The sequence below is a fragment of the Ktedonobacter sp. SOSP1-85 genome (genome assembly GCF_016587415.1).
Lineage (GTDB): Bacteria > Chloroflexota > Ktedonobacteria > Ktedonobacterales > Ktedonobacteraceae > Ktedonobacter.
The window spans coordinates 1,323,391-1,336,718 of the sequence record NZ_BNJI01000003.1 but is presented as its reverse complement, the minus strand read 5'-3'; the positions used below and the strand labels follow the sequence as shown (position 1 = coordinate 1,336,718).

Below are 13,328 nucleotides of genomic sequence, written 5' to 3'. Positions count from 1 at the left end.
AAAGAAGTGTTCTGGTAATGTGGTGTATATGAAATGTGCATCAAGAAGGATACACAAAAGCCAGAAGGTATCGTGAAAGGAAAAGAACCATGTCCATTGTCTCTGCTATTCTGCAAGCCCTCTTTATGGCAGCTAGTATGTTGTGGGAGATCCTCTGGCCTCTCATTCTCGGCTTTGCCCTTTCGGGAATCGTGCAAGCCGTCGTTTCCCACAAAGCCATGGCACACACACTTGGTGGAGACTCGCCAAAGCACCTGTCGCTCGCGACCCTCTTTGGCATTGCATCGAGCTCCTGCTCCTATGCCGCCGTGGCTCTGGCTCGCTCTCTCTTCCAGAAGGGCGCAAGTTTTACCGCGGCCATGGTCTTTGAGTTGGCTTCAACCAATCTCGTCATTGAACTGGGAATTATTCTGATCGTGCTCATGGGTTGGCAATTTGCCGCCGCTGAGTACCTGGGCGGACTGCTCATGGTCATCTTCCTGGCAGTAATCTTTCGCTTGACGCTGACACCCCGCCTGGTCCAGCAAGCGAAAGAGCATGCAGCAAAGGGGAAAATGGGAAAGATGGAGGGGCATGCCGCAATGGATATGAGTGTTGAAGGAGGGTCTTTCTGGCAGAAGCTCTTCAGCGACAAAGGCTTTACTTCGGTCAGTCACTACTTTGTGATGGATTGGGCCTCGGTCTGGGTTGATATTGTGCTTGGCTTACTCATTGCCGGAGCGCTGGCAGCCTGGGTCCCCGAATCGTTCTGGCAGGCGTTTTTCCTCTCCAATAATCCGACATTGGCAAAGATCGAAGGCCCACTCGTTGGACCGCTCGTCGCCATCTTCAGCTTCGTCTGTTCAGTTGGGAATGTCCCACTCGCAGCCGTCTTATGGAGAGGGGGAATTAGCTTTGGTGGAGTCGTCAGCTTCATCTTTGCCGACCTGATCATTCTGCCAATCCTCGACATTTATCGCAAATATTATGGCTGGAAGGTGATGGGGTATATTCTGGTCACCTTCTATGTGACGATGGCTGCCGCAGGCTATGTCGTCGAATTCCTCTTCGCCGCCCTTGGGATCATCCCGGAGAACCGCAACGTGGCCGCGATCACGGAAGGCTTTCAGTGGAACTATACCAGCGTGCTCAATATCATTTTCCTGGTGTTAGCAGCGATCCTGGTCATCCGCTTCCTGCGCACGGGCGGTCCCGCGATGTTGAAAATGATGAATAGCTCAGGGCATGAAATGTCCCACGATGATGAGGGTCACCACACGATGCACCATCATGAACATGCCTCTTAACAAGAGAGTGTGTCCTACAGAATCGTTGAGCCGAAGAGGTATTTCTCTTCAGCTCAACGATTGCCCACCATGCTGTACAATTGCAATAATTCCTGCTGAACCGCCTCCAGCTTTCCTTCTTTGATCCCTTCGGGAACGCATCCCTGGAGATGCCTCTGGAGAATGCGGTCTTCCAGCTCTTCAATCGCTTTGCGTATATCGTACGCCTGGCGTAAAATGTCAACGCAATATACGTCTTCTCCCACCATCCGGCGAAGCTCGCTCACACGCTGTTCAATCTCGCTGAGTCCCCTCAAGGTGTCGTCTTTCTGTGCGCGCATGCAAGGTCTCCTTCACTGACTTTCCACTCTGAGCCTGTAGTATAGCATGAGCAGAAGTGTCTCACAATGATACCTCTTCTGATGCCATCAATACGAGCCCATGCCGCCTTTGCTGGGAGATACACATGAAGCAAGAAACGTGACTTCTCCTCGCCAGGGACACAGCGGCATCGAACAATTGTGATGCGAGAAGAGGGTGTCGATGAGATAGGGGGAGTGCAAGCCGGGCTTCAACTGTTTAAACTCGTCAATCGAGAAGCAGTGACCCTCACGATTTTCGGCCACGATGAAAATCTGTGGCCAACCCTCAAAAAAGCTCCTGCATTCTACGACTAACTCAGCTTCTCCAGGTTCCTATTCAGGGCAATCTCTCGATAAGACGGTTGCCCTTTCCCATTTCTCGACCGAAGCTCTAACAGCTATGGCTGACGAACATGAACGTCTTGTTTCATGCCAGCTTCATAGTGTCCAGGAAGATAGCATGCAAACTCAGGTTGCGTTCCAGCTGTAGATGAGGGAAAGGTATACTCAAGCGTTTTGGTTTCTCCTGGATGAATCGTATCGATACTTGCAAGCGCCATCTTGTCCATATCATCCATTGACATACCACTCATATTTCCCTGGGAGGAAGGTAGAATCATAAACTCGTGATCCGTCTTGCCCGTATTCGTGACAGAAAATTGGTATACCGTATCTGGCTGAAACGTCGAAGCGGATGTCTCGATCTTAAACTCAGAGAGTGTGATATTGACCGTATGCCCCTTTGAGGTGCTCGTTGTCTGCCCGCACCCAACTAGGACAAAAGCAAATGTCAGCAGCAGAAGGGCTGCGAGAAAACGTTTCATAAAACCTCCTTAAGTTGTGTTATTTCAGCGATGTCATTGTGCGTACAGCATGGGTCTGGTGTAAGATATCAACACAATATTTGTCCTCTTCAACCATCTTACGAATACCGCCAAAATGTCCCTCAACATACCGAAGTCAATGGCAAGCTTCCTGCTTTTTAGCTCGCATGGAGGCTTCCTTTCTTTTCCGCCTTACTACTTATCCAAAATCCTGAGCTCGGAGCGCTAGTCGCGAGAGTGACGTTGGGTTTCGGAATAAGAACTTAGTATCCTACAACAGAGAACCATGAGCGTTCTTCTCTATTTGCAACGAAAGCTCAAGCACTCCTGCTCTTTCCTTCTTCGTGGAACGGAAGCAACCATTCGTGCAAACGGCAAGAATGATCATGATCTGGAATGGAGTGGAGGCAGAGCGTTGATGATCAAGGCTAAAAAACGCATATTCCTGCCAATTTAGCAAAATCCCATACCCAGTGGGTATGGGTAGCTTTCCGTCACTATACTTCATAGCAATCATCATTGTCAACCCCCTGCGGGGGGGTGTGGAATCTTTTTTGGAGAAAAAAAGAAAGGCAGCAAGCATACGCTCTTCGTGAAAGCGTTTTTGGCTTGATATTCAGGTGGGCAAAACTGTTATTGCCAGGTACTTGCTTCCTTGAAGAGTGCAGAGGCAAGCAGGGAACTACGCCTGGCTATCTCTTTGGGAGTGTAGGGTCTTCCCTGCTCAAGCCACCAGGTGATGGCTTCCACAAACATCGTGGACACGATGTCCGGTACAAACGCATCTGAGAAGGTATGGACGGGGCGAGCGCTCGTGTCCGGTCCGTGAGGAAGACGTCCACGCTCTTTGATCAGGTCAGCCAGAGACGCACGCATCTTTCTCACAAACCAGGGGCTTCCCTTTCTGCCAAGCAGCGCTCGATAGAGCCGTTCGTACTCTGCAATATGTTCGAAGAACGTCACCCAGATCTCAGAAGGATGTTCTCGCCCCAGATCTCCGACCGCCTTCAGCAAGGTGCTCATGGCTTCCTCAAAGATCTGCTCCACCAGATCGTATTTATCCTGATAATTGCGATAGAACGCGGCACGGCTCACCATCGCGCGCTCGGTCAATTCTCCGATGGTGAGCGCCTCGAAACCCCGCTCCTCGATCAACTCAATTAACGCCTCCCGCAGCAGTTTCTGTGTGCGTCTCACGCGTACATTGCTCACCGATTGAGTCATTTTGCGCTCCTTGTCTCATTTGAGACATTTCTTCACGATTGATCCTTGTCTCTGGATATTCATCCCACTACACTTGAAATGAAACAGAAACATGTGCTTGAGATAGTTTGTCTCAAATTAATCAATATGTCAACACACCCTCTGACAGAAGAGAGGTGTTCTCTACAAGGACCAGGCGACTTCCCAGCCATCTGTCGCTCTTTTCATAGACCCAGGTCATCGTGCGATCAACCAGGGTCACCACAAAGTGAGAGATAGCCATCAATGAAAACCTTCCTTCTCAGTCCAAACTCAGGCTTACTAGAGCATATGGCTGCTCATTTCAGCATGGCATGGGACCCTGACCAGGGACTGCAGAGATTATTTTCAGAGCCCTGGATCGAAACACCAAATGTGTGTCAGACTCAAACCAAGGCCGCCTGCATTGAACTGTAAGACATGGAGTAAGAGGTGTTGATGGCCGTGTGGTAGCACCACACGGCCATCAACACCTCTTACCCGCGAGCCACGCAGTGGTAAAAAGTGGTATTACCTCACATTTGTAATTTAAATAGATAAAAACTCTAGTCAAATCTCAGTTTATCTGCTAATTTATATGCATATCGCGCCATTGGCGCCTGTGATTTTACCTATTCTTAAGGAGAAACCATTTTTATGGCCTACCCATATCAAGCAGGTCCAACCCTTTCTCCCGCCGCGCAACAGGCGATAAGCACCTATCAGCTGGGCGCTTACCACTCGGAGTTTAAGGTGGGCTTAACCCGGCATTATCTTACCGGGCTCATCGCGGGACTGATTATAACGCTTCTATTCGGCTTTATTCTCATTAATACAGGCAATGACAGTAGCAATGTTCTGCTCATCCTTTTTCTGTTAGGCCTCATATTGCTGCTCTACTATGTTGTAGATTTCCTGATACATATGTCCTGGCGCGTCTATCTCTGTGAGCAGGGCTTCTTGCTAATGAAGGGCAGTCAGGCGGACCCCTTCCGCTGGGACCAGGTCCAGGCCATGTGGCAGCAGGTCACCAAACACTATCGCAACGGCATCTATACTGGTACGACACATAAATATACAATCCAACGCCTGGACGGGCATAAGATTATCTTCAATGACAAATTCAAACAGGTAGAGAAGCTCGGTGACGCCCTGAGCGATGCTATAACCACCTTCATGCTACCACGCGCCCTCGCCTCCTATAACGCGGGCCAGGTCCTCAACTTCGGCCCCCTCAGTGTGAGCCAGCAGGGTGTGAGCAATGGCAAAGAGACTCTCCCCTGGCACGAGATCAAAGAGTTCGGCGTCAATCGCGGCATTGTCTCTGTACGCAAAGAGGGCAAGTGGTTCAACTGGTCCACCATCTCCGTTGCCAAAATCCCCAATTTCTTCGTCTTTATGAGTCTGACCCGCTCCATCCTTAGCCAGGTCAGACGGTAGCACCAGAGGGGCCTGACTCGTCACGGAACCGCCAGCCGTCCATGCATCAGGGGTCTGGTAGTGCTTCTAAACCCCCATTCGGGGGCACAGGGGCGCAACCTACCAGGCCCCTCCTACTGAGCGGCTGTATTCCCCATTTAGAAGCACTTGCCTCTCTCCCTTCGAAATGCCCCTTCCACATCTGCATGGAAGTGGGAGTCGAACAGCCATCTCTTCATTTGATGCGTCTTGGGTGCACTAGCCTCCGCTTTTCGGTTTTTATTACAAACTAGTTTGCAATCTCTTGACAAAAGAGGCATGTGCAATGTATATTTATATCAATAAGTTTGCAGTGCAAACTAGTTTATGAAAGAAGGGATTCGATCATGAAGGATAGGCAGAGTACACGTGACATTCGCTCGCTGGTGACCAATTACACTGTTATGCCGGGGCTAATCCTGGCGACTATAGGTGGCTTTCTGGCCTTCCTGGGCGCATTTAGTATACTCTGGAATAAGTGGCTCTATTATATGTGGTTTGGAAATAACCAGGATTCTCCGCTCACCACCCTGGCTCTCATAGCAACTATGTTTCTCCCCCTGGTCCTGTATCTCGTTGTCATATTCGCGGTCATACGTTATTATAAAAATCACTTCGGCCAGGTAAAGCCGCAGGACCAGGTCAAAAAATGGCTGACATGGGAACTTATCGCAGCCTTTGTGCTCTACTTCTTCGTGGGGACACCGCTTGATTACCGCCTGCACTCGCCTGTGAGCTTTACGCTGCTGATTTTCGCTCTGTTTCTGGTCGTCCACTGGTGGCTGTTCGCGAAAGCGCAGGCACATTACCTGATTCTGGCCGCTATCGCCGTGGTCCTGAGCTTTGTGCCCATGTTCAATAGCGTGGTCTACAACTGGCTGTACGTCAAATACACCTCACCGGATTGGTATGGCTTCAATATTGGCGTCTGCTCGGGCCTGCTGCTCCTGATCGCGGGCTTGCTCGACCACTGGCATATGGTACGCGCCTTTGCCCGCGTGCGCAGCCAGATCCTGGCAGGCGTATCCGCTACACCAATAGTAGGCGACCCTCAGACTGGAATGGAGTAACCCATGACTGGACCCTTTGAGGAACTCGCTAATCTGGATAAACTTATACACGAACCCGCGCGCCTGGCGATTATGACCGCTCTCTCGGCCTGTCAAAGCGCAGACTTTACCTTCCTGCTCCAACTGACCGGGCTGAGCAAGGGCAACCTTTCGAGCCACCTCTCAAAGCTCGAAGGGGGCGGATTGGTCCAGATCGAGAAGCGCTTTGTCGGCAAGACACCCAACACCCTTATCAGCCTGACTCCCACGGGCCAGGAGGCCATCACCCGCCACTGGCACCTCCTGGACAAACTTCGCCAGGGCGCACAACAATAACGCAAGTGGAGAGAGGGATGGGGGCAACGCCGTGAGGGATTACACGGTGCGGGGTGCCCCATCCCACGTGCGCGGAAACACACAAAAGAGGACCATCCCTGGCTCACTAGGGATGGTCCTCTCGTTCGCGCGGTGTCGGGCAATGCCCGATACGGAGTAGTGTCCTGCCCCCGCCTGGGGGTCCGGCTGGAGAATGTATGTCTGGCTAATCGTAATGTGACATGCTAACCATCCTTTCAACAGGCCTGGTCCACGATGTACTGGCGATTCGGCTCTGCTGCGGTTCGCCCAATCATGCGGCTCGTCGCAGATAATAAGTTCTGTTATCCGAAGAGTTAGCTTCTAGCCATGCGGATATATTGCATTAGGCTTGAAGTCAAAAGAGGTGAAGAAATGCCACAAGTTGATGTGGGCAATGGTGCTGAAGGCGACGAGGCCGACGACGATCAGGGTCAAGATGGCGAGCAGGAAGAGAGCGAACATCTGGTTTTTGCGCAGTGCGAGACTCATGGGTGGCACATCCTTTCTGGGTGCGGACGGGTGTGTCATGGGTGCCTGCCCTGGTCGACGGTACCAGGTATGCAGGCCAGCGAGCTAAGGATCAAAGGGTGCGGTACTAAGCAATGACGGTGGGCGAGCCTGGTACTGACGTTTTTATTTTTGCTCTTCGCCTGCGTCATATCCTTGTGAGAGAATAATACCGGATGAGGGGGCTTTAGCGCGGCCTTTTGATCACAATTTTCACGCGTTGCGGACATACCTCGTCGGACGCTGGGGGTCGTAGAGATGGACGGCTATCGTCGCTTTCGTCGCTGAGGATTACAAGTTGATAGGGGCATACCATTCTGAGGTGAACGTCGTCAAATTCTGAGATGTCTCCACGGGATTGTGGGCAGCACACCCATGAGGGGATCACCAGTAGCCGCGTACACTAGTAGCAGGCCTGCCTGTACGTGATGGTGGCATCCCACACCCGTGCAGGAGAAAAAAGATAGTGCTTCTAAAGGGCGCACCTACCTTTTTTCTCCTGCCGGGCGTGGGGCTTACCAGGGAAGTGCAGCCATCCAGCAAGAGGACTGAGGTAGGTTGTGCCCCTGTGCCCCCCGAATGGGGGGCACAGGGGCACAACCTACCTCAGTCCTCTTGCATGGGTGGCGGGCCTCACGGATTACAGATCTTCGAGGATCTTCTCGGCGCGCCGGGCATCCAGCTCCGCGCCGCATTCTCTGAAGATGCGCAGGGCGTTTTGTAAATAACTCACACCGCGCTGATAAGCTTGCTCTGCGTTATCTGTCAGGTTGGCATGCTTCTTAAGCAGAAGTTGCCCATAACTCAAGAGTGTGTGAGCCTCTTCAAGGCGCATACCATATTTACGTGAAGCGCTCAAGGCATGATCATAGCATTGAGCGGCTTCGGTTACTCTCTCTGCGTATACTTTTATGTTGCCAAAAATTCGTTGTTCGCGAGCTTTAAGCCAGTTCAACTCATTTTGCTCACTATCCACTTTAGCATGAGTGATTTCTGACTGAGCTGCCTCAATTTTGCTTAAAAGTAGCTTTACTTCAGCCAATAGCAATTGTGCTTCTGATCTGGTTTCGGTCTCTAATCCATCCAAAGAAAGCAATCTCTCTGATGACTTTTCAGCTTTTTTTAGAAGTCTCAATTTAGCCTGCTCATTATCCAAAGTAGTTTGAGCTTGAGTAAACCGTAAACTGCCCAAAGCTAACAAAGCCATTCCCACATATGGAGTGATGTGCAAATTCCGGCTAATAGTTAGCGCTCGCTGTATATTAGTTGCTGCTTCAGCAAACTTTCCTTGAATATGCAAAACCATTGCTAAATAAGTACACCAAAGGCTAACAGATGCTTTGTCGTCAATTTGCTCGGCTAACGAGATGCTATTTGCAAACTCATTTTTGGCTTCTTCTAGATTTCCAAAACGACTAGCAAGTATGCCTAAATTTCCTTGAGCAAAAGATATTAATGGAGCTTCTCCAACACGTTCGGCAAGATTTAATGAACGTCTTAAAGCAGCTTGAGACTGTTCAAATTCAGCCCTTCTCAAATAAACGTCGCCCATGTTACAAGATAATAGAGCAATATCTCTGGCTTGATCATATTGTTCAAAGAGCGTCAAGGCTTTACTGTAATGATTAAGCCCATCACTACTTCTACCACTAGCCGTTTCAATCATTCCTAGGAGGTTGTACATACGCCCCAAAATGACGGGATCACCTAGTAGAGTTCGTTGTACTTGAGTCAAATAATGTAGCCTTGCCATACTGCTTCCTTGATGAGATGTTGCCTCCTCAAAGAGCCGGATTGCCTCTAGCAAGACCTCTCTTGCTCTATCATAATTTCCTTCTCTCCAACTATTACGGCTCTCCCAATACCAAAGATATACCCAGGCATAGCCATTTGTAATGTCAGCTCTTTGAAGTAGCTCTTCACTTTGCCGATAAAAGCTTTGCGCCTTTATCGCATCACCTGTGTCATACCATGTAACCCCTATTTCGCAACACAATAGTGCTTGAATCTGCGCTTCCTCTTTTGTAAGACTGGCAAAACCATTAAGCCTTTTACGTTCCTCTAGCGCCTGCTCGTAGAAACTACGTGCCTCTTCGTATTTGCCCTGGACACGGGTGCACTCGCCCAAGCATTCTAGCAAATAGGCGTAGTGCTCCTGGTTCTGGGTGGTACGATCGAGGTTTTCGAGGGCGATCTTGTAGTGCTTCTCGGCGTCGGGGTAGGCAGAGAGGCTGTAGGAGAAGCGGGCCGCCAGCTCGGCGAAGTGTGCGATTTTGCTGGAGACGGACCCGCCCTTGACGAGGTGGTCGGTGATGGTGGCGGCGTGCTCCTCGTGGTCGCCGTACATCTGCTGGAAGACATCGGCGGCGCGGCGGTGCAGACTGGCACGGCGCGCGGCGGAGAGCCTGTCGTAGAGGTGGCTGACGAGCAGGGGATGCCAGAACTGGTAGGTGACACGGGTACCCGTGCCCTCTTCGGTGAGCATACCAGAGGTCAGGCCCTCTTCAAGCAGGTCGAGCACGAGGTCTTCGTCCATGTCGGGCGTGTTGGCCTCCATGGCGCAGATGATCTGGAACTGGAAGGAGCCTCCCAGGACAGCGGCCTTCTGCAAGAGGCGGCGGCAGACATCGCTCAGGCGCTCCAGGCGCAGGTCGAGCACGGCGGAGATGGTGTCAGGCAGCGGCTCCTCGCCATTGGCGTTGACCTTGCCCAATGCACTCCTTACTGTAGTGTGACCGTTCCCGTTCTGGCCATTGCCAGCGGAGGCGGTCGCCAACTGCGCGCCGATACCACGGGCCAGTTCCTCGGCGAAGAAGGGGTTGCCATCGGCACGCTTACTGATGCTCTGCGCGAGCGGCTGCGAAATATTGGAGACATAGGAGACAAGCGTGCTGATCTGCTCCGTCTCCAGGGGTTCCAGGCTGACGGTCTCGACGGCGTGCTCACGTTGCAGGTCGGTGAGCAGGGCCTTGAGCGGATGATTGAGCGGGAGTTCGTTGTCGCGGCAGGTGCCAACGATAACGATGGGATAGCCCTGGATGCGTCGCGCCAGGTAGGCCAGCAGCTCGCAACTGCTGCCATCGGCCCATTGTAGGTCGTCGAGGGCGATAATCAGGGGCGTGCTTTCGCTGATAAGTGTGAGCAGTTCGCGCGCGGCCTCCCAGAGGCGCAGCTGCTCCTGCTCGGGTGGCAAGGGCGGTGTCAGCGCCACGGGCGGCAGGAACTCCGTCAGCTCGGGCAATAGGGCGGTCAGTGGCTGGAAGACAAGAGGGCGGCGCGTCAGCTCCTGGCGTTGCCAGGCTCCCTGGGTCGTGGCCTTACGCAACACCTCGGTCCAGAGGCGATAGGGGATCGAGCCTTCCTGGGCATAGACGCGGCTCCAGGCCACGGCCCAGCTCTTGCCCCGTGCCTCGCGGCTCAGCTCCTCGGCCAGGCGCGTCTTGCCGATGCCGACCTCGCCCATTAGCACACCACACTGTGGGCGACGCGGTGTATCCAGAGTCGAGGCGATGGTCTTCTTCTGCACGGTCAGCTTGAAGCGCGCGGCATGCTCGGTCGTCTCCACCATCTCGCGCAGGATCGCCAGCTCCTTCTCGCGACCAATCAGCGGACTCTGGTGGGCACGACCAATCTGGATGGCCGGGTTGGTCTCCGTACCGCTGGTGCGCGTGGCCTGGGCGCTCGTGATCTGCTCGGCAACCCCTATGGCGGACCCGCGCACCTCGGTCGCGACGCTCTTATTGCCGCGCTTAAGGTCTTCATAGAGCTGGCGTGTATCCGGCAGAGGCACGATATTATACTCCTGGCGCAGGACCTGGGCCAGGTGCTTATATGCACGCAAAGCCTCGCCGCGCCGGTCCAGGTGGATCAGCAGCTTCATTATGCGCTGTACGGCGGCCTCATTGGTGGGATCGACCGCGAGCAGGCGGTCAAGGGGTATGATGGCGTCCTGAAAGGCTTCGCGCTGGGTGCGCATATCGGCCAGCTCCAACAGCATGCCGATCCAGCTTCTCTGGAGCGAGCTGCGGCGTGCACCGGACCACTCCATCTTGCGCATCTCGGGGAGGAAGGAGCCACCATAAAGCGTCGCCGCCTCATTCAGGCGCTTCTCAGCCTGTCCTGGATCGCTATGTATCAATGCATTGGCCTGAGTTAACAACTGCTCAAAGGCATCGGCATCGATCCAGACCTGGGATTGATCGCCCAGGACCAGGACTTCGCGCTCGGTCAGCAAGAGTGGGGAGGTTGCGGGACGGCTACGCTGTGGCTCAAAGAGCTGGCGCAGGCTATAGACGGCGCGATCCAGGCGATTGGAGGCCGTCTCATAATCGAGATCTTGCCAGAGCATCTCAATAATCTGCTCACGGCCCATCTTGCGCCCATTCGCGCAGACCAGGGACGCCAGCAGGGCGCGCACCCGCTGGTGCTGCCAGGTCGACTCCGTCACCGTCTGCCACTCACCCGAGCGGGGAGAGCGACGCTCCAGGCGGAACTGGCCCAGCACATAGATGCGGACCAGGGCCTGCGACTGCGAACTGGCCTCCGCCAGCGCGGAGGTCTCGGAGCGACCCTCAAGCTGGGCCTGAATCTCCGGTGGCAGGTTTTTACCAATATATGTACGCGTGGTGCGTCCATCGACCGTCTTATACGCATACCAGTACGGCCCATGACCCGTCCCCTCGCGGCACTTGCGGCAGCGTGGCTTACCACAATAGCTGACTTGCTGATGATATGTCGTTTTGCTATTCATCCCACGAACTCTCCTCTTCCTATTCAGGGAACCTGAGCGCGGAGCGCTAGCCACGACAGTGGCGTTGGTTTCCGCATAAGAAGCTACACCGCCGAAGTATACAATGAAATACGCGAAACGTCATGAGGGGAGCCACGCTGCTAAAGCACGCGCTTACATATCATGGTACGACTTACGCGCCTGATGGGCCATCTATGCCTTTAAAATGAAATAATCCCTTACATTATACCAGAGGAACCCCTTGAAAAAGAACCAGCGCCACTAGGAGAATTGGGTGAAACGCGCGATTTTATACAAGATTTTAATACCCCACCAGAGGCACCGCGTTGAGAACCGCGTGGAAACCATCATGGCTAACCATTAAATCACCCCATCCACGCGACTATCTTCCGATCCTTGACGCGGATCTCATCGGCCTGTACATGTACCAGATCAAGCTTGCCCTGTTCCACGGTCGCTTCATGGACCCGTTGGCAGTGCTGGGAGAGAGCTTCAAAAGTGCCGATTACTCTAAAAGTTGGCCACACAGAGATGTGAGCAAGATAGAAGAAGTTTTCCTGATCGGCTTCTGGTAGATTGTTTGTACTTGCTCTTTGCACGCGCCCTCCAGATGACGAATCAAGGGAGAAGCAGAGCAATCCGATCATCAAACCAAAGAAGAACATCGTGAACTATCCACCAATTGTCTCACGAGACGAGTGGCTCGTTGCGCGTCAGGAGTTGCTCACCAGGGAAAAGGAAGCCACCCGTGCGCTAGACAAACTCAATACTGAACGGCGCAGGCTCCCCATGGTCAAGGTCGAGAAAGAGTATCTCTTCGAGGGGACGGCGAGGGTCCATACCCAGCCGGAATGGGCTCTGGAGGATGAATGGACCAAATTACAGAAAGAAATCCGCATGAGAAAAATCATTGCAGTCGAGTTTGTGACTCTTGATGGCTTCGTTTCAGGGCCTGGCCTTGAGATGGATTGGGTGGAAAAGATCTACACGAATGAAATCGCGCAAGCATTGGGTGAAGGCCAACAATCGGTCGACGCCTTTTTATTGGGACGGGTCACCTATCACGGCATGGTCGGTTACTGGCCTGAGAAGACAAAGGAGGAGGAACCGTTCTTAGCTGACCATATCAATCCGAAACCCAAACTGGTCTTTTCCAAAACACTGGAAAGCGCTCCTTGGGGCACCTATAACAACGCAAGAGTGGTCAAAGAGCATGCTCTGGAAGAGGTACAAAAACTCAAAAAGCAGTCTGGCAAGGATATGATGATTATTGGGAGTGCCAGCCTCATTCAAAGTTTTGCGAAGGCTGGCCTCGTTGATGAATATGTTCTGTATGTCCATCCTGTTTTTGTCGGCAGTGGAGCGCCCTTATTCAAGGAGAAAGTCAACCTCAAACTGCTAGAAACAAAGACGTTTGGTAACAGCGTCGTAAGATTGACCTACCAGAATATTTGAAAGAGTGACGAAAAATAACTGATGAACGAGGGGGTGTCCGCAAAAAGATGACGGCATCCCCTCGTTCATTAGTTAATGTG

General features: G+C 52.6%; 13 protein-coding genes and 1 pseudogene. 7 read left to right on the top strand and 7 right to left on the bottom strand.

Features of this window, described 5'->3' with window-relative positions:
- The first annotated feature begins 89 nt into the window (after positions 1-89).
- Positions 90-1,286 carry a permease gene (locus tag KTE_RS43915; protein WP_201393416.1) on the top strand — a complete coding sequence of 399 codons (1,197 nt, stop codon included), beginning with the start codon at positions 90-92 and terminating at the stop codon, positions 1,284-1,286.
- A gap of 53 nt (positions 1,287-1,339) precedes the next feature.
- Here the strand turns inward: KTE_RS43915 and KTE_RS43910 are convergent, their stop codons facing one another.
- The 6 genes and pseudogenes from KTE_RS43910 to KTE_RS43890 all read right to left on the bottom strand — a co-directional run bounded on the left by KTE_RS43910 (position 1,340) and on the right by KTE_RS43890 (position 3,937).
- Positions 1,340-1,606: a metal-sensitive transcriptional regulator gene (locus KTE_RS43910; protein WP_201393414.1), complete on the bottom strand. Its 267-nt coding sequence runs from the start codon at positions 1,604-1,606 to the stop codon at positions 1,340-1,342.
- 419 nt (positions 1,607-2,025) lie between these two features.
- Positions 2,026-2,451, bottom strand: coding sequence for a hypothetical protein (locus KTE_RS43905; protein WP_201393412.1), 426 nt, complete (start codon positions 2,449-2,451; stop codon positions 2,026-2,028).
- Between the two features lie 19 nt (positions 2,452-2,470).
- A pseudogene (locus KTE_RS48560) lies at positions 2,471-2,575 on the bottom strand (metal-sensitive transcriptional regulator); the annotation flags it as partial.
- A gap of 147 nt (positions 2,576-2,722) precedes the next feature.
- A complete protein-coding gene (locus KTE_RS48555) occupies positions 2,723-2,971 on the bottom strand; it encodes a hypothetical protein (protein WP_236600997.1) in 249 nt (82 codons plus the stop codon).
- A 113-nt stretch (positions 2,972-3,084) separates the two neighbouring features.
- Positions 3,085-3,675 (bottom strand): TetR/AcrR family transcriptional regulator, encoded by a 591-nt coding sequence (locus tag KTE_RS43895; RefSeq protein ID WP_201393410.1) that lies wholly within the window; start codon positions 3,673-3,675, stop codon positions 3,085-3,087.
- Positions 3,676-3,796: 121 nt separating this feature from the next.
- The gene (locus tag KTE_RS43890) at positions 3,797-3,937 is read right to left on the bottom strand and encodes a hypothetical protein (RefSeq protein ID WP_201393408.1); all 141 of its coding nucleotides are present in this window, start codon (positions 3,935-3,937) and stop codon (positions 3,797-3,799) included.
- Positions 3,938-4,329: 392 nt separating this feature from the next.
- On the opposite strand from KTE_RS43890, the gene KTE_RS43885 reads away from it, so the two are divergent.
- From KTE_RS43885 to KTE_RS43870, 4 genes are all read left to right on the top strand, one after another.
- Positions 4,330-5,112, top strand: coding sequence for a DUF6585 family protein (locus KTE_RS43885; RefSeq protein ID WP_201393406.1), 783 nt, complete (start codon positions 4,330-4,332; stop codon positions 5,110-5,112).
- 365 nt (positions 5,113-5,477) lie between these two features.
- A complete protein-coding gene (locus KTE_RS43880) occupies positions 5,478-6,200 on the top strand; it encodes a hypothetical protein (protein WP_201393404.1) in 723 nt (240 codons plus the stop codon).
- 3 nt (positions 6,201-6,203) lie between these two features.
- The gene (locus tag KTE_RS43875) at positions 6,204-6,515 is read left to right on the top strand and encodes a transcriptional regulator (protein WP_201393402.1); all 312 of its coding nucleotides are present in this window, start codon (positions 6,204-6,206) and stop codon (positions 6,513-6,515) included.
- Between the two features lie 393 nt (positions 6,516-6,908).
- Complete coding sequence (locus KTE_RS43870; protein WP_201393400.1) at positions 6,909-7,142, top strand: hypothetical protein; 234 nt, start codon at positions 6,909-6,911, stop codon at positions 7,140-7,142.
- Between the two features lie 541 nt (positions 7,143-7,683).
- Here KTE_RS43870 and KTE_RS43865 read toward each other — a convergent pair.
- Positions 7,684-11,793, bottom strand: coding sequence for a DUF6788 family protein (locus KTE_RS43865; RefSeq protein ID WP_201393398.1), 4,110 nt, complete (start codon positions 11,791-11,793; stop codon positions 7,684-7,686).
- Positions 11,794-12,119: 326 nt separating this feature from the next.
- On the opposite strand from KTE_RS43865, the gene KTE_RS43860 reads away from it, so the two are divergent.
- Together KTE_RS43860 and KTE_RS43855 are read left to right on the top strand one after the other, a co-directional pair.
- Complete coding sequence (locus KTE_RS43860) at positions 12,120-12,368, top strand: hypothetical protein (RefSeq protein WP_201393396.1); 249 nt, start codon at positions 12,120-12,122, stop codon at positions 12,366-12,368.
- 1 nt (position 12,369) lies between these two features.
- Positions 12,370-13,248, top strand: a complete 879-nt coding sequence (locus KTE_RS43855; protein ID WP_201393394.1) for a dihydrofolate reductase family protein — start codon at positions 12,370-12,372, stop codon at positions 13,246-13,248.
- Positions 13,249-13,328 lie beyond the last annotated feature (80 nt).

Bases quoted from the DNA above. Each gene is read 5' to 3' on its own strand.
- KTE_RS43910 (WP_201393414.1), bottom strand. From the start codon at position 1,606: ATGCGCGCACAGAAAGACGACACCTTGAGGGGACTCAGCGAGATTGAA.
- KTE_RS43880 (WP_201393404.1), top strand. From the start codon at position 5,478: ATGAAGGATAGGCAGAGTACACGTGACATTCGCTCGCTGGTGACCAAT.
- KTE_RS43870 (WP_201393400.1), top strand. From the start codon at position 6,909: ATGCCACAAGTTGATGTGGGCAATGGTGCTGAAGGCGACGAGGCCGAC.
- KTE_RS43890 (WP_201393408.1), bottom strand. From the start codon at position 3,937: ATGGCTATCTCTCACTTTGTGGTGACCCTGGTTGATCGCACGATGACC.
- KTE_RS43875 (WP_201393402.1), top strand. From the start codon at position 6,204: ATGACTGGACCCTTTGAGGAACTCGCTAATCTGGATAAACTTATACAC.
- KTE_RS48555 (WP_236600997.1), bottom strand. From the start codon at position 2,971: ATGATGATTGCTATGAAGTATAGTGACGGAAAGCTACCCATACCCACT.
- KTE_RS43895 (WP_201393410.1), bottom strand. From the start codon at position 3,675: ATGACTCAATCGGTGAGCAATGTACGCGTGAGACGCACACAGAAACTG.
- KTE_RS43905 (WP_201393412.1), bottom strand. From the start codon at position 2,451: ATGAAACGTTTTCTCGCAGCCCTTCTGCTGCTGACATTTGCTTTTGTC.
- KTE_RS43865 (WP_201393398.1), bottom strand. From the start codon at position 11,793: ATGAATAGCAAAACGACATATCATCAGCAAGTCAGCTATTGTGGTAAG.
- KTE_RS43885 (WP_201393406.1), top strand. From the start codon at position 4,330: ATGGCCTACCCATATCAAGCAGGTCCAACCCTTTCTCCCGCCGCGCAA.
- KTE_RS43915 (WP_201393416.1), top strand. From the start codon at position 90: ATGTCCATTGTCTCTGCTATTCTGCAAGCCCTCTTTATGGCAGCTAGT.